The organism is Paenibacillus sp. FSL W8-0426, assembly GCF_037969725.1.
Classification (GTDB): domain Bacteria; phylum Bacillota; class Bacilli; order Paenibacillales; family Paenibacillaceae; genus Paenibacillus; species Paenibacillus hubeiensis.
The window spans coordinates 4,858,724-4,874,396 of sequence record NZ_CP150203.1; the positions used below are offsets into that span (position 1 = coordinate 4,858,724).

Here is a 15,673-nt window from a genome sequence, read left to right on the forward strand (position 1 = left end):
TTATACGTACGGTTCTGCTACCCAGTGCCCTTTGGATACTTCGATCAATTGGGCATTTTGCAGATTGTAAGGATCGTTTACAGGACCGCCCGAAGCATTCTGAATCGGTCCGGATTGTTCGTCCGGAAGCAAAATGCGGCGTTTGCTGCGTTCCACCTCGGGATCCGGAACCGGAATCGCCGACAGCAGCGTTTTGGTGTAAGGGTGCACCGGATTGGAGTAAAGCTCTTCGCTTTCTGCCAGTTCCACCACTTTTCCCATGTACATTACCGCAACGCGGTCACTGATATGTTTAACCATGGAAAGATCATGCGCAATGAACAGGTAAGTCAGGCCAAGACGCTGCTGAAGTTCTTCCAGCAATTTGACGACCTGAGCCTGAATTGAAACGTCCAACGCCGACAACGGCTCGTCACAGATAATGAATTTAGGGTCTACGGCCAAGGCGCGTGCAATCCCGATCCGTTGTCTTTGACCACCCGAGAATTCGTGCGGGTAACGCAGCGCATGGCTTGGATTCAACCCGACCAGGTCAAGCAGCTCCTCTACCCGTTTTTTCCGTTCTGCTCGGCTGGAAGCCAAACCGTGGATATCCAAAGATTCACCGATAATATCCATGACATTGAAACGCGGGTTCAACGATGCATATGGATCTTGGAAGATCATTTGCATGTCTTTGCGCATTTCTTTCATCTTGCGGGGAGACAGCTTATAAATATCCGTTCCGTTGAAGTTTACGTTTCCGCCCGATGGTTCGTACAAACGCAGAATCGTACGGCCGGTTGTCGATTTACCGCAACCCGACTCGCCTACAACGCCCAGCGTTTCCCCTTCGAAAATGTCAAAGCTCACATCATTCACGGCTTTCAGGATGTTGCCTTTGCCCAGATTGAAGTATTGTTTGAGGTTTTTAACCTGCACGAGAGGTTTATTTGCCCCTTTAACAATGCCTACCGGAGTCGGTTTTTCCTTTTTAGGCTCATCCAAACGCGGCAGGGCGTTCAGCAATTTAATCGTGTATGGATGCTGAGGATTGCTGAAAATTTCATCGGTTGTACCTGTTTCGACAACCTCGCCTTCTTTCATGACCACGACACGGTCACACATACCTGCTACGACGCCAAGGTCATGCGTAATCAGCATGATGGAAGTGCCGAGCTTTTGCTGCATGTCTTTCATAACATCCAGAATTTGAGCCTGGATCGTTACGTCAAGCGCTGTAGTTGGTTCGTCCGCGATCAGCAATGATGGGCGGCAAGCCAAGGCAATGGCGATCATTACACGCTGACGCATACCACCTGAAAATTGGTGCGGATAGTGCCCCATCCGGATTTCCGGGTTTTTGATGCCGACAAGCTTGAGCATTTCCAGGGCGCGGGCTTCCGCTTCCTTTTTGGACATGTTCTGATGCTTGCGAAGCACCTCGGTAATTTGTTTACCGACTTTGATCGTTGGGTTGAGCGATGTCATCGGATCTTGGAAAATCATACCGATATCTTTACCGCGAATCGCTTCCATTTCTTTATCCGTTTTATTCAATAGGCTCTGACCTTGAAAAACGATCTCTCCATTTTTAACGATGGAAGGCGGGGAGGGGATCAGCTTCATGATGGTCTGAGCGGTAACGCTTTTACCACTACCGGACTCACCAACGATTCCCAGCGTTTCTCCTTTGCCTAATTCGAAACTAACATTTTTTACGGCATCAAATACCCCCGAGCGCGTTTTAAACGAAACGCTCAGATCTTTGACTGTTAAAATCGTCTCCATAATCCCACCTCCTATTTCTATTTACGTAATTTCGGATCCAGCGCATCCCGGAGTCCGTCGCCGAGCAAGTTGAAAGCAAGCATCGTCAATACCATCAGGCCGGCAGGGAACCACATCCGCCAAGGATACAGCGTCCAGCCTGTAAGAGCGTCATTGATCATCGATCCCAGGGAAGATCTCGGAGCGGATACACCCAGACCAAGGAAGCTCAGGAACGCTTCCGCAAAGATCGCATTCGGGATAGACAATGTCAGTGTAACGATAATCGGGCCAACCGCATTAGGCAGCAAATGACGGAACAACTGGCGTCCCGTGCTTGCACCCATCGAGCGTGCGGCGAGAATAAAATCTCTGTTTTTCAGCTGCATGATCTCCCCGCGAACGATCCAGGACATGCTGATCCAGCCGGTAATCGTCAATGCGATAATAATGGTCGTCAAGCTTGGCTCCAGAACGACCAGCAGCAGGATAACAACCAACATATAAGGAAGAGAGTACAAAATTTCGGAGAACTTGTTCATGATTCCGTCTACGCGTCCGCCGTAAAAACCCATGATCGCACCATAAATGACCCCGATCACAAGGTCAATCAAGGCAGCCGCCAGACCGACCGTCAGGGATACCCGTGCACCGACCCAAGTTCTTACCCAAATATCACGGCCGAGTTCGTCCGTGCCGAACCAATGCTCTGCGCTTGGCGCCATATTGGCGTTCAACAAATCATTGGAATAATAGTTGTAGCTTGTAAAGATCGAAGTTGGACCAATGATCGAAAAAAGAACAACAAGGATGAGAACGCCCAAGCTGATCATCGCAACTTTGTTGCTTGCCAGCCTGTACATCGCGTCTTTCCACAGCGATACGCTTTCCTGCGATTTTACCGCCGGGGCAGCATTCGCCGTTTGTGCATTTTTATTATTTGAGCCAGACAACGTTATGCCCCCTTCTTGCTTTCCAGCTTAATTCTAGGATCAACCAGTACATAGGCGATATCTGTCAAGAAACGAGCGAGCATCAACAGAACGCCGTAAAAGATCGTGATCCCCATAATCATCGTATAGTCACGGTTAGTAATACTTTCGACAAACACTTTACCAATACCGCCGATGTTAAAGATTTGCTCGATAACGACCGAACCGGTGATGATGTTTGCAGTCATTGGACCCACATAAGTTACGACCGGCAAAATACCGTTACGCACAACGTGTCTGAACATGATAGCAGGCCATTTCAAACCTTTGGCTTTCGCTGTTTTGATATAATCCGCATGCAATACTTCCAACATGCTAGAACGAGTCAAACGGGCAATGAACGCGATCGGGGATGCCGACAGCGCGGCTACCGGGAGAACGTAGTCAAGCGGGCCATCGAAGCCCATGACGTTGAACCATCCCAACTTGTAGGCAAACACGTACTGGATCAGCGACGCCAGCAAAAAGCTCGGCACGGCGATCCCGATGACGGCAAGTACCATCGTAATATCGTCGATCAGCTTGCGGTGGTAGACTGCCGCCAACAAACCTAGCAGTACCCCCACGACGATCGAAATGATGATCGCAAAGATGCCGAGACGCAACGAAGCCGAAAACGTTTGAACGATCATATCGGAAACGTCCTGATTCAGGTATTTCATGGAAACGCCGAAATCACCCTGCACGATCCCGCCCATGTACTTCAAATACTGCTCAAACAGGGATTTGTCCAATCCGTATTTCTGCTCGAGCAATGCCCGGATTTCAGGAGACACCTTTTTCTCGGAGGTAAAAGGGTCTCCCGGAATGGCTTTCATCAAGAAGAATGTTGCCGATGCCAGTATGAAAAGCGATAGCAGCACGAATAGCAGTTTTTTCAAAACATACTTAACCAACCCTTGCACACCTCCAAAAACAATATTTTGTATACAAATCGATTGTAGAATTAGACAATGCGTCTTGTCCAATCCAGTTATCGGAAATTTCAAGAATTATAAGGAAAATCGGCTCACATACAAAAAAATCGGGATATATATGGAAAACCACATATATATCCCGAAGCATTCATATAGACTTCAGAACAACTTTACTTCGCTTCCAAATATGCGCGAGTGAAGTCGATCGCTCCACTAAAATCAAGTTGTACGCCTTTCAGGTAAGGCTTAGTCAAAGATACGTTAGTGTAATAGTAGATTGGCAGAACCGCCATGTCATCCTGAACCAGGACTTTTTCAGCGTCAGCAAATGCAGCCATACGCTTAGCAGGATCAGTTTCTTTCACAGTTGCTTTAACGTCTTTATCGAACTGTTCGTTGCTGTATTTAGGATCATTGTTTGTGTTGCCAGTTGTCCACATTTCCAAGAAGTTGTACGGATCGTTATAGTCTGCAGACCATCCCGCACGAGCGATTTGGAAGTTTTGGTTTTGGCGGTTCTCAAGGAATACGCCCCACTCTTGGTTTTCCGTTTTCACGTCAACGCCAAGGTTTTGTTTCCACATATCAGCGATCGCCAGAGCAATTTTCGCATGACCGTCACTTGTGTTGTAGATCAAAGTAACTTGCGGCAAAGTTGTGTAGCCTTCTTCTTTCATACCTTCTTCAAGCAATTTTTTAGCTTGTTCTACGTCTTCTTTGAAGTAGTCGTCTTTGTGCTCATCACGGAATTCGCCGTTTTCACCGCGGATACCTGGAGGAACGAAACCGAATGCCGGAATTTGTCCGCCTTGCGTTACTTTGTCAACGATCAGTTGACGGTTGATCGACATCGCGAAAGCTTGACGGATTTTTTTGTTGTTGAAAGGTGCTTCATTTACGTTAAACAAATAGTAATACGTACTTGCAATACCTGTAGCTTTGAACTCGTCCGGCAGTTCAGCTTTTACAGACGGGATTTGATCCGTAGGAACTTCACCGTTAGGTGCACCCGTGTAATCCAATTGACCGGATTTGTAAGCTTGCAGTTCGGAAGCGCTGCTGCTAGTCAGGGACATGTTGATTTCAGACAGTTTGATTTCGCTTGCAGCATGGTAAGATTCGTTTTTCTTCACAACGATTTTTTGACCTTTAAGGAAAGAATCCATTGTGAACGGTCCGTTAACGATCATGTTTTTGTAATCCGTAAAGAACTTGTCGTTTGTATCAGCAGACTTGTGTACCGGGTAGTACGTATAGAATGCTGTCAAACCCAAGAAGTAAGGCGTTGGGTTTTCCAAAGTTACTTCCAGTGTATGCTCATCGGTAGCTTTCACACCAACTTGGGAGAAATCAGTGATTTTTTCACCTTTGAACGACTCATCAGTGCTGCGGTTGAAGCCTTCCGCACCTTTAATGTAGTAAAGCTGATAAGCGTAAGGAGATGCTGTTTCCGGTTTCAAAGCGCGTTCCCAAGAACGAACGAAGTCTTCCGCAGTGATTGGATCGCCGTTGCTCCATTTCGCTTCAGGGTCCAAGTTAAACACATATTTCAGGCCGTCTTCAGAAACCTTCCAGTCTTTAGCAACGCCTGCAGCTTCTTTGCCGTCAGCGTCAATGCGAACGAGGCCTTCATACAAGAATTTCAGAACCGTGTTGGTTTGGCTGTCTTTTGCTTGTGCCGGGTCCAACGTAGGAGGTTCAGCTGTCAGGTTAATTTTGAGCACTTGGTCTTTTGCAAGACCGGCTTCTTCGCCTGCAGAACCAGTTCCTGTGTTGTTGTTGCTGCTTGTGCCTTCATTTTTCGATCCGCACGCTGCAAGTACGGTACCGAACGCCAAAATCAGCGTCAAAAGGACTAATAGACTTTTCCTTTTCATCTAACACTTTCCCCCTAAATTGATGTGGTTTATGTTTATAGATTATACAACCACCGGTCAAAAAAATCTACATTACTTTTTCAGAAAGTAATGTTTTTTTTCACTTTTCGACAAATTCGACACCGTTTTCGAAGTTTTTGTGTTATGTATGCTCACATGATATTGATAAAATATCTAAAAAGCCCAAATACAGTAAATAGAATATAAGAGAAACTCATCACGACGAAAGCCATGCGCCAAACGACCCGGAACATTCGAACCCCATCGACCCTGCCCTTAAGCCTATTTTGGGCTCCTCCGATCAGTCCCAGCGCGATTAGTATGAGGAGAAGGGTCAAATAAAATCCAAATTGCGTATCAAATGTCAAATTGAATAATGCCGAGACCGAAAAAATCAAAAATAGAGTCGTTACGTCCATTGCGACTTTGAAAGCAGCCCGCTTGTTCTTCTTCCATGCAACCATGGCCAAATACGTAATGATAAACGGGAAAAAGGGCAGCACGCTCAATCCGATGAAAATTCCCATCAACTCACTCCTTCCGTTTACATGCCTTCAATCAGGCGATACATCGTTTCATGCATCGGAGCCGGCAAACCGTAACGCTGGGCAAGCATGACGAACTGACCGTTGATCGATTCAATTTCAGTGCGGCGCCCGGATTGAACATCTGCCAGCATCGAAGAGGTATTGGAAGCCGTCGATCGACATACGGAAAGGATCTGTTCCCACCAGTCCGGGTCCGTTTCGATTCCTGCTGCAGCAAGAATGTTCATTCCTTCATCATACAGCTGGCGCATGACAGCAATGCGTTCCTCACGCGACAGCAGTTCACCGTTCGGTATTCTCCACAATGCCGTTAGCGGATTGATGACCGCATTGATCATCCATTTTCTGTGAACCATCCTCTCGATTTGATTCGACGCAATCCCGTCAAATCCTGCCTGACACAGCATCAGGGCTACATCCGCCGCCGAACTTCGGCCGACATTCGCCGACTGATTTCCACGGGCATCCTTGCTTTCGCCAATCCAAGTTTGGCCATGCCCTGCATGATGCACATCCCCGCCATCGCGTTTTGCCCCTTCGGTCGTGACTGCGCTGAATATTCGCCAAGAAGGAAACGCCTTTTCCAGTTTTTCGATATGTCCCAATCCGTTCTGAAAACAAACTACGTTCACCGGCTTGGTTTGTAGACCGTCCATGCTTTGAATCGCTTCATCCATTCCCGTCTGCTTGACCATTAGAAACAGCCAATCGCCCGGAGCACGATTCCATTCATCAAGAAGCCCGGAAATCGGCTGTGCTTGGACGTTTTCCGGTGAAAGCACGTGCACGGCGCCGCCAGATTCGAGGGCCCGAATTCCTTGAGCGCGCAGCTGCTTCGACTGCTCTTCCGTTCTTGTCCAAAACCGGACTTGGTGCCGTACGGCTTGGAGCTTGGTTCCAAACAGCAGGCCTAGTGCCCCAGCCCCGATAATATCAATAATCATGCGACACCTCTTTTTTCGTTCATCATGCCTTTCTTCTATCTATAATAGAACAAAAATACGAAACAAAAAACCCGTCTGATCCGCCGTTTGTAACGGAGATGTGACGGGCTGGCTCAAATGAGTAGTCCAGAATCATTCACGAACTACTCAATCCGCTCCAAATTTCCATTGGCATCCATTTTGAAGCGAGTCTTGATTTCTTCTTCTTCTTCGGACAAAAAAGCAAGCCTGCGCGCACGATCCATGATCTGAATCAATGCCTTGTAATCGTCGTTCACCACACGATAATCGGTCTGTACTTCACTGACTTCTTTGGACAGCCTGTCGTTCTCCAATCGAAGCTCCATTAACTCGTCTTCTTTTTCGCGCAGTTCCTTCTCCAACATCTTCAACTGGCGGCTGGTTTCCTGAACTGTCCCTTTCCATTGCCTCAAGTAACGAATGACTGCATCCATCGATAGGGATTCTTCGGATACTCCATCCGTCTGATACGCATTCTCTTCCGTATCCATCGGCGCTATTGCGGCCACTTGCGGGCCATGCACGGCAGGCTGTTTCCGGAGATAGCTCCGTTTCTGGCGCTGCGCCTTGGCATTGCTGATGGCAGACTCATATTTCTTGCGCACACAGCTGTTCCAGCGAAATCCGCAAGCGGCAGAAGTCCTGCCGATTTTTTCGCCCACTTCCTCAAAAGCTGCAAGCTGGGTACTGCCTTCGCGAATATGCCGCAGCGTCACCTCCGCCAAGATCAAATCATCTTCTGTACTCCACGCATCCTGTCTAACTGCAGTCATGCTATATACCCTCCTAACAACATCCATAATAACCATTCACCAGCCGATGCCCGTCGTGTGAATTCAGACATAAAAGCTGCTTTACTCATTCATATGCCTCTCATAGAGTTCATAGAATTGATTTCATACTAAAATGTATTTCCACATTTATTAGCCTCCATACGTAACATATGAAAACAGGGTGAAATATAACTTGTCACCGACCGAAAAGAATTCGCTTTCATGCCCGTTTAGGTTTACACGAATTTCCTTTAACGGTATAATGTTGAGGAAGTATATCTATGAACGTACATAGAGAGGAGGACTAACCGTGGCACGCATGTTTCGGGTACTCGGCTTCTTCACGCTGACTATTGGCCTCATGGCCTTTGCTGGAGATCTCGTTGAAATGGCTTTGCTGTTTTTCCTGCAGACTGCGTTTTTCGTCATTTTGGGATATTTGAAATTTACCGAGAGAACATACATCTTGCTCTTCTGGGGATATATGATCGTAACGTTCACCGGTTTCAGCTATTGGACCGTATTCCAGATGGGACTGCCGCTTTAATCCGCCATCATGCAAGCAATCCGGCTGCTGCCGGATTGCTTTTTTGCCGTTTGTTGACGTACGTTTAGAATATTTCCATATCATCGCTACGAAGCAGCCAGCTTTTATTGAGGATAATTCCGCTTTCGGTTTCATATATTGTTCTCAGGACTTGAAGCTTGTACGATGAAACTATTCACACAGAGAGGAGAATGAACTGGTGAAGGGTCGATCCGCCATTGCTGCCCTGGTCTGTGCCTTGTTATGCATACAACTTACATCGACCTATGTTTATGGAGAAGATTACTCCCCTGAGGAAACTCGCGCCCTGCTGCAAAAAAGCCTGTCGATCGTCGAGATTGACCATGAGATTGAACGGATCGAGGAAAGGCAGCAGCAGCTCGGCAAGGAGCAACAACTACTGCAGGTTCAGCTTCGGGAACAGGAAAACGAGATACATATTCAACAGGATCGGGCCGGGGAAGTGGTCAGGTCCTATTATATGGGGGAACGCGATAGCCTGCTTATGGCCGTCTTGGGTGCCAGATCGCTTAAGGATTTATTCGTATTATATGATTATTATCAGATCATTATTGGCAGGGATCGGGCGGTTCTTGACAAATACCAGGAAAGGTATGACAGCATGCTGCAAACCTCCCTGCGGATTTCCGAAACCACCGACGAATTAAACGTTTTAAAAGCCGGTTTGCAGAACCAGCGGAAACGCGTTGCCGCGCTTCAAAACGAGGTGGATGGCGAGTTGGCCAAAAGCGATAATGCTGCGGCCATTCAGAAGCTGATGGAGGAATTGACGAATTACTGGGAAAACATCGGCATTTATGAAGTCAAACGTTACTTCAAGGCGCTCGCAGCGGCCATGCAAAATCTGCCGCAGTTCATCCAAGAGCAAAATGGGGGGATCTCCACGACAGGAACGACGTATACGATTCGAATCGGTCAGGATGAACTTAATGCATTTTTGCGCGAACAAGATCCGATTTTTGAAAACTTTGCTTTTCAGTTTGACGAGAACAAGATTACGGCCGCGGGACAGCGTGACGAACTGCAGTTAAGCATCGAGGGTCATTACACGGTTGAAAACGAGCCACAAAATTCCATCCGATTTCATGTGAACAAACTGGTATTTAACCAGTTCGAACTGCCCGATACAACCCGCCGCATGTTGGAGCGTGAATTCGATCTTGGTTTCTATCCCCAGAAGATTCTATCCTTCGTCAAAGCCACGGATGTATCGACCAGCAAAGGCGTTCTTGAAGTGAAGCTCGCCATCTCATTCTGACCCGTTCGCGTGAATTTCCAAAATACGTTTCACGTACTGTTCGGCCTTTAGTTTTCCCCGGAACAGCTGTTCCATACTCGTACTGTAATCGTGCAGCTGGGATTCGCCGATTTCGTGCATGCTTTCTCCCTTGCCCCATGTTTCTCCGTTCGTTAACTTAAATTGGTTTTCGAGCATTTCCATTTCTGCATCCAATTGCTCCTGCCTGGCAGGCATTCGGCCTGTACGGCTGGACCATTCGGCTTGAATGATAACGGATGTCATGCCTTCAATCCATTTGCTGGCATGTTCGGAAACGGATGAACCGGCTGTAATTACGAAGCTTCTGGAATGAACCATGGCAAGTCCGGCCAGCGTGACGGACGCCTTGGAATCCTGGCTTCCCAGGATTCCGCCCCCCTTCTTGGACGCTTCGCTCCCTTTCTTCCACTGTGCCAATGATGTGACAACCATCGGAAGCTGATCCGGATTCGCTGCAGTTGCTGAAGTTTCGTTTCCATCGAAAGCTGCAACATATTTTGGCATCGTGTTTAATAATTGCAGCGCTTCCCGTTCTTCTTTGTTGGGTTCGGCCCAGTTGGCAGGATTCATCCGAGTCGGAACAAGCTTTGGATGGATCTGATTCAGCCACGCACTGATCGCAAATGGATCGCTTGCATCCAATCCGAGCAGCTTTTCCTGGCTCGATGCCCCCCTTCCTTTTACAAATGCATTCCATTGCTCCGCGGTGAGCAAGGGGGAATCCAGTCCTGCTTTGTTGATAAGGAACGGTCTGGATGCCACAACATATGCATCAAAATCAAAAGGCATTGCCCATTGATAGCCATTCCACTCGGCACTCTTCCTAAAGCGCAGAACGGTGTCTCCCGCCGATTTGGCCAAAGACGTGCCATTTAGAGGATATAAATTCCCCCGTTTGGCATAATGCTGCACCTCTGCATTGTCCATCAAAATAACGTCTCCGCCTTCTCCCAGCGCAAACTCTTGATTTAAAACCTGTTTATATGTATCTGGTTCTACATTTCGGAGCTGAATCTCTACATGCTGCAATTCCGCAACCTGCTTGGCGATTTCTTGAAATGGCTTGAAATCCTCTGAAGACATGGAAACAACGATTTCTACCGGTGCTTGCTGCTCCTCGTTTCTGGATGAGGACCCTGGAAAAGAATCTTCCTCCTGTTTCTTTTCCGGATTCAATGGCGTACCTCGAAAATCAAAGCTCGGGGACAAAATAGTCAGCGACAGCAGCAGTACGGCGAACAAAACCACTTGATGTCTCCGCTTCATTAAATATTCTCCCCCTCAATGCCTAGTTTTTCCTGCAACATTCATTGTAACAAAAAAATGATGCTATTGTCCTATTGATGCTAAAAAACAGCCTTCCGGCTTTTTGCCATACTTTGAGCATAACGCGTTCTGTCCAATATCCATTCGATCTTTTTTCAGCAAAAAACCGGCTCTAGGAGCCGGTTTGGACCAATCATTTTCCGGGAAATAGTTCCATGTCATCCGATTACAGCAGATCAGCAGCGAGTTGGGCCAGCTTGGAGCGCTCTCCTTTTTCAAGCATGATGTGCCCGCTGATTCCCTCCTGTTTGAACCGTTCTACTACATACGTCAGTCCATTGCTTGCCGAATCAAGATAGGGGTGGTCAATCTGTTCCGGATCCCCCATCAGTATGATTTTGCTGCCTTCGCCGACGCGTGATACGATCGTTTTCACTTCATGCCTCGACAAGTTCTGTGCTTCATCCACAATGATGAACTGTCCGGGAATGGACCGTCCGCGAATATACGTTAACGCCTCAACTTGGATGCTGCCAAGCCCCATCAATATTTTGTCGATATCGCCGGCTTTTTTGGTATCGAAAAGAAATTCCAAATTATCATAGATCGGCTGCATCCATGGACGCAGCTTCTCTTCCTTTTCTCCCGGCAAATAACCGATATCCTTGCCCATGGGAACAACGGGACGAGCAATCAACAGCTTTTTGTATTTATGGTCATCCTCCACCTTGAGCAATCCGGCTGCCAAAGCGAGCAGCGTCTTCCCTGTTCCCGCCTTGCCGGTAATGGTTACCAGAGGAATATCGTCGTTCAAAAGCAATTCCAGGGCCATGCGCTGTTGTGCATTTCGGGCCACAATTCCCCACACATTATCATTGCTCAAATACAGCGGTTCAAGCCGGGTTCCTTCTCCGTTCACTTTAAGCAACGCCGATTTGTTGGTTCCCATCTCGTCCTTGAGAATCACAAACTCGTTGGGATATAGCATATAAGGCAATTGCAGCGGCTTAATCGGCAAGAAACGATATGTGTAAAACTCATCGATTACCGACGGATGGACTTTAAGCGTTGTATAACCCGAATAAAGCTCGCTCGGCCCCGCTGTCCGATCCGACAAGTAATCCTGAGTGACCAGTCCGAGTACATCGGCCTTGATGCGAACAAGCACGTCTTTGCTGACCAGGACCACCTGAGTCTCTGCATTCTCCTTTTCGTTTTCTTCGAGCTGATAATTCAGCGCAACCGCCAAAATCCGATTATCGTTGGATATCTCGCCGAACATTTCCTGCACCTTAACGAAGCTGCGATGATTCAGTTCCACTTTGAGACTGCCTCCGCTGCCAAGCGGCACCCCGCTATGCAAGTGTCCTAACTCGCGCAAACCATCCAGCAACCTGGACACGTTTCTGGCATTACGGCCAATTTCGTCAGCATTTCTTTTTTTGGAGTCAATCTCCTCAAGCACAACCGCGGGAATGATGACCTCATGTTCCTCAAAGGCAAATATGGCATTGGGGTCATGCAAAAGCACGTTGGTATCCAATACAAAAATCTTTTTCATTCAATCCCCTCCAAAGCGGCGTCGTTAAAGGCGTAGATCGGTTGATCTTTCAGCAGCGGCATGGACAATCATCCTCCCATACATAAATGTATTCGTGTAGGACAAAATAATTGTCAACCATTCTGAAAAACTACAGGAAAGGATGAACATTCATGAAAGGTTGGATTTGCGCGCTGCTTCTGATCTTTATACTTACAGGTTGCAGCACAACCACACGCAGTGCTTCGCAGGAGAACAACACGAATACCCGTGAACGTGCAGCAACTCGGCAAGATCTCCAGGGAGGAGCCCACAGTCTGAATACTGAAAATCGTCGGATGGAATCCGCAAACACGCACCGTGCCAATGAAAGGTCAGGCCAAACCGTTCGTGAGGCCGAAAACGTAAACCAAACGGGCAAAATGCCCCACGAACAACGCATCACTCATCTGAAAACGTTGGCCAAGAAGGTCGAAGGCGTACGTGATGCCAATTGCGTCATTTTCGGCAATACGGCCATTGTCGGCATCGATGTGGATGGCAAGCTTGATCGGGCACGGGTCGGTACGATTAAATATTCCGTGGCCGAAGCATTGCGCAAAGATCCGGAGGGCGTCGATTCCATCGTAACCGCAGATGCGGACGTCTCCGAACGAATCAAAGAAATCGGAGAGCATATCCGCAAAGGCAATCCGGTATCCGGTTTTGCATCAGAGCTTTCGGACATCGTCGGCCGAATCATCCCCCAATTGCCCAAAGACGTCAAAGTACGCCAAAATCCGAATGAAAACGTCAATACGGAAAGACATATGCAGCAACTGCATTCTTCTGACAGAAAGCAACAAAAAGCCCAGTGATCTCTCACTAGGCTTTTTTCATGGCAGCAAAGACCTGCTGATCGAGTTTCTCTGCAGCTCTTTGATCATATATTTTGACATATTGAGGTACGGAGGCCAATTCGGCTCCATAAAAAAGAGCATTACGTACCGCTTCGATGGAAATGTCGAAACAGCACATGTTGAACGGAACCTCTTGCAGCGGATCTTGTCTCACCGAGGCACGACCGTTGATGGCGTATATCGTGCTTTCTCCAAAAACGGTAACGGTAATCGCCGGGTTGCGGATGATATTGTTCACCAGACGGGAACGATGGTCAAGGGCAATACGAAGCGTAGAAGCATTCTCCGCATAAATCCAGGAGATTACGCTTGACGTGGGTCCGCCGGATTCCGCATCAACGGTAGCCAGCAGCACAAACGTCTCGCTTTTGAATTGCTGCAAAAGGGATTCAGTCAATTGTGTGACAGCTTCAGACATCGAACCAGCCTCCCCAACCTCATCATGCCATGCTTTGTTCATTTCATTGTAGATTTATTCCTATAGAGCCCGTGCTAATAGAATCACGTTAGGCCACTTCAAATGATGCAGATGTGCATGTTGCAAGTGCTTTGGAGCTTGATGATTAAAGATATTATAACATACGATAGATCAAGCTTCCAATCCCTACCGTGCAGTCTATTCCGATTTCGAAGCGGCGGTCACCTTGCCTTCAAGGGTATCTTTCAAGGCTTGTTTGGCATTTGCCAGCTCCGTCTCATTGATATAAACATAAGGGCTTTTCCATTCGCCGGTCACCGGCGTGTAATGCACGTCTTCTTTGGAAATATTCCAGTAGGTTGCAATCAGATTTTTCATCTGGTCGGATTCCACGTCGGTGGTCATGTTGTTATCGATCGCACCGATCACTTTGCTAATCTTCGTTATGCCACCTAACGATTTCAGCTGGTCAAGCATGGAATTCAGCACCTGGTTTTGACGTTGATTGCGGTCAAAATCATTCGATTCCGCCGTTTTCGGGCTGCAATTCGATTTCCGGTAACGTACAAAATCCAGAGCCTTTTTGCCATCCAAATGTTGCGGGCCTGCCACGAGATTAATATCCGTTCCATCTGCCGTATCGCGGTAACACATGTTTTTGTCCACCGTGACATCCACGCCGCCAACCGCATCCACGCCATCCCGAAATGCCTGGAAATTCAAGACTGTTGCGTAATTGATATCGACATCCAGATATTTGCTCATCATGTCCTTCATCTGGTCCTCGGCCTTTTTGCCGCTTGTTTTTTCCTGTGCCTTGAATCTTGGATAATAAGCATTCAGTTTGTTGCTTTTATATCCATCCAGGACGATGCGTGTATCGCGAGGCAGGGAAACAATGGTGGCCGTTTTGGTAGCCGGATTCATCGCTGCAACCATCACCACGTCTGACAGATAGGTTCCGGTCTCCGGGCGATTATCGGTACCCAGCAGAAGCATCGTCAACGGTTTGCTTTGAGCTTCCATGCCGGAAGGCACAGGTTTGTCAATTCCGGTGTGGGCAACTTGATTATAGATCCAATACAAGTACCCTCCTCCTGCAATGATGCAGATGAAGAGCAAACTCAATATAACTTTGGCAAAGGTACGTTTCCGTTTCTTCTTGGGCGGCTTTTTCTTTCCGTTATTCGATCCGGAAGGGCTTGTTGTTCCGGCTGCCTTCCTTCGCGGAGGAAGCCCGTTCGAATTCGAGTTCATTTCCTCAACACCTTTATCACATCTGTTTTTTGCCTTTAAAAAGACAACCGTTTCCCCGAAGGAAAACGGAAGTATATACGGGCATATGTCATGAATTACGTGCGGTGGATTCCGCTTTTTTCTTTTGTCGGCCTTCGATAAAATACCTGATCCGCACAAGCAGCATCAATCCTACGGCCACAAGCAGGCACTGGATGATCGGCAGCTTGTCGATCTGAAAAACAAGAAGCATGAATGTGCCCATCGCCATCAAAATATACAGAAAGATTTCCTTAACGAGCGGTAATTTCTGACGAACCCGAAACACCTTGTTATACACGTAAGTAATCAGCACAAAGATGACGATGTAGGCTACGATCGGGTGTGACGCGAACCATGCTTGCATGCATAGCCAGCTCCTTTCGCAAATCATGCTTGGGTGATATAAGTTAAACACATTGCTGATGAGTCAAAACCCGGTGCATCTGCCTGCCAAGTGGCCGTTCCGGTTGCGGGTCGTTCTTCCGACCTTCGTTATCACCGGATTTTTTTGATCAACATACATAAGGAGAAAATCCGGTGATAAAGGCGGACGCTTTGCTTCTACAGAATCGATCCCGCCCCCTTCACTACTTTTGCAGGAAGA

15 protein-coding genes are annotated in these 15,673 nt (G+C 47.6%); 3 read left to right on the top strand and 12 right to left on the bottom strand.

Annotation, left to right across the window (positions count from 1 at the left end):
- The 7 genes from MKY59_RS22075 to MKY59_RS22105 form a co-directional block, all read right to left on the bottom strand.
- Window positions 1-1,770: an ABC transporter ATP-binding protein gene (locus tag MKY59_RS22075; protein ID WP_236416637.1), complete on the bottom strand. Its 1,770-nt coding sequence runs from the start codon at window positions 1,768-1,770 to the stop codon at window positions 1-3.
- A 17-nt stretch (window positions 1,771-1,787) separates the two neighbouring features.
- Complete coding sequence (locus MKY59_RS22080) at window positions 1,788-2,702, bottom strand: ABC transporter permease (RefSeq protein WP_236416638.1); 915 nt, start codon at window positions 2,700-2,702, stop codon at window positions 1,788-1,790.
- A gap of 2 nt (window positions 2,703-2,704) precedes the next feature.
- Window positions 2,705-3,637 carry an ABC transporter permease gene (locus MKY59_RS22085; RefSeq protein WP_236416639.1) on the bottom strand — a complete coding sequence of 311 codons (933 nt, stop codon included), beginning with the start codon at window positions 3,635-3,637 and terminating at the stop codon, window positions 2,705-2,707.
- Between the two features lie 191 nt (window positions 3,638-3,828).
- Entirely contained in the window at window positions 3,829-5,535 is a 1,707-nt protein-coding gene (locus MKY59_RS22090) for a peptide ABC transporter substrate-binding protein (RefSeq protein WP_339273850.1), read from the bottom strand.
- A 152-nt stretch (window positions 5,536-5,687) separates the two neighbouring features.
- Window positions 5,688-6,062, bottom strand: coding sequence for a DUF3397 domain-containing protein (locus tag MKY59_RS22095; protein WP_236416641.1), 375 nt, complete (start codon window positions 6,060-6,062; stop codon window positions 5,688-5,690).
- Between the two features lie 17 nt (window positions 6,063-6,079).
- A complete protein-coding gene (locus MKY59_RS22100) occupies window positions 6,080-7,027 on the bottom strand; it encodes a 2-dehydropantoate 2-reductase (RefSeq protein WP_339273851.1) in 948 nt (315 codons plus the stop codon).
- Window positions 7,028-7,170: 143 nt separating this feature from the next.
- On the bottom strand, window positions 7,171-7,821 hold the full coding sequence (locus MKY59_RS22105; protein ID WP_339273852.1) for an RsfA family transcriptional regulator: 651 nt from the start codon (window positions 7,819-7,821) through the stop codon (window positions 7,171-7,173).
- A gap of 310 nt (window positions 7,822-8,131) precedes the next feature.
- Between MKY59_RS22105 and MKY59_RS22110 the strand changes: the two genes are divergently transcribed.
- Window positions 8,132-8,368, top strand: a complete 237-nt coding sequence (locus MKY59_RS22110) for a DUF2626 domain-containing protein (RefSeq protein WP_095289941.1) — start codon at window positions 8,132-8,134, stop codon at window positions 8,366-8,368.
- A 199-nt stretch (window positions 8,369-8,567) separates the two neighbouring features.
- Entirely contained in the window at window positions 8,568-9,647 is a 1,080-nt protein-coding gene (locus MKY59_RS22115) for a hypothetical protein (RefSeq protein WP_339273853.1), read from the top strand.
- On the opposite strand, the gene MKY59_RS22120 is transcribed toward MKY59_RS22115, so the two are convergent.
- Both MKY59_RS22120 and MKY59_RS22125 read right to left on the bottom strand, forming a co-directional pair.
- Window positions 9,639-10,934 carry an extracellular solute-binding protein gene (locus MKY59_RS22120; RefSeq protein ID WP_339273854.1) on the bottom strand — a complete coding sequence of 432 codons (1,296 nt, stop codon included), beginning with the start codon at window positions 10,932-10,934 and terminating at the stop codon, window positions 9,639-9,641. The two genes, MKY59_RS22115 and MKY59_RS22120, sit on opposite strands and share 9 nt — an antisense overlap.
- 226 nt (window positions 10,935-11,160) lie before the next feature.
- Window positions 11,161-12,495 carry a PhoH family protein gene (locus MKY59_RS22125; RefSeq protein ID WP_236416647.1) on the bottom strand — a complete coding sequence of 445 codons (1,335 nt, stop codon included), beginning with the start codon at window positions 12,493-12,495 and terminating at the stop codon, window positions 11,161-11,163.
- 152 nt (window positions 12,496-12,647) lie between these two features.
- Between MKY59_RS22125 and MKY59_RS22130 the strand changes: the two genes are divergently transcribed.
- Window positions 12,648-13,331 (top strand): YhcN/YlaJ family sporulation lipoprotein, encoded by a 684-nt coding sequence (locus MKY59_RS22130; protein ID WP_339273855.1) that lies wholly within the window; start codon window positions 12,648-12,650, stop codon window positions 13,329-13,331.
- Window positions 13,332-13,338: 7 nt separating this feature from the next.
- On the opposite strand, the gene MKY59_RS22135 is transcribed toward MKY59_RS22130, so the two are convergent.
- From MKY59_RS22135 to MKY59_RS22145, 3 genes are all read right to left on the bottom strand, one after another.
- Complete coding sequence (locus MKY59_RS22135; protein ID WP_236416649.1) at window positions 13,339-13,791, bottom strand: pyridoxamine 5'-phosphate oxidase family protein; 453 nt, start codon at window positions 13,789-13,791, stop codon at window positions 13,339-13,341.
- 198 nt (window positions 13,792-13,989) lie between these two features.
- Window positions 13,990-15,048, bottom strand: a complete 1,059-nt coding sequence (locus MKY59_RS22140) for an LCP family protein (protein WP_339273856.1) — start codon at window positions 15,046-15,048, stop codon at window positions 13,990-13,992.
- Between the two features lie 88 nt (window positions 15,049-15,136).
- A complete protein-coding gene (locus MKY59_RS22145; RefSeq protein WP_236416651.1) occupies window positions 15,137-15,433 on the bottom strand; it encodes a YlaH-like family protein in 297 nt (98 codons plus the stop codon).
- Window positions 15,434-15,673: the final 240 nt, after the last annotated feature.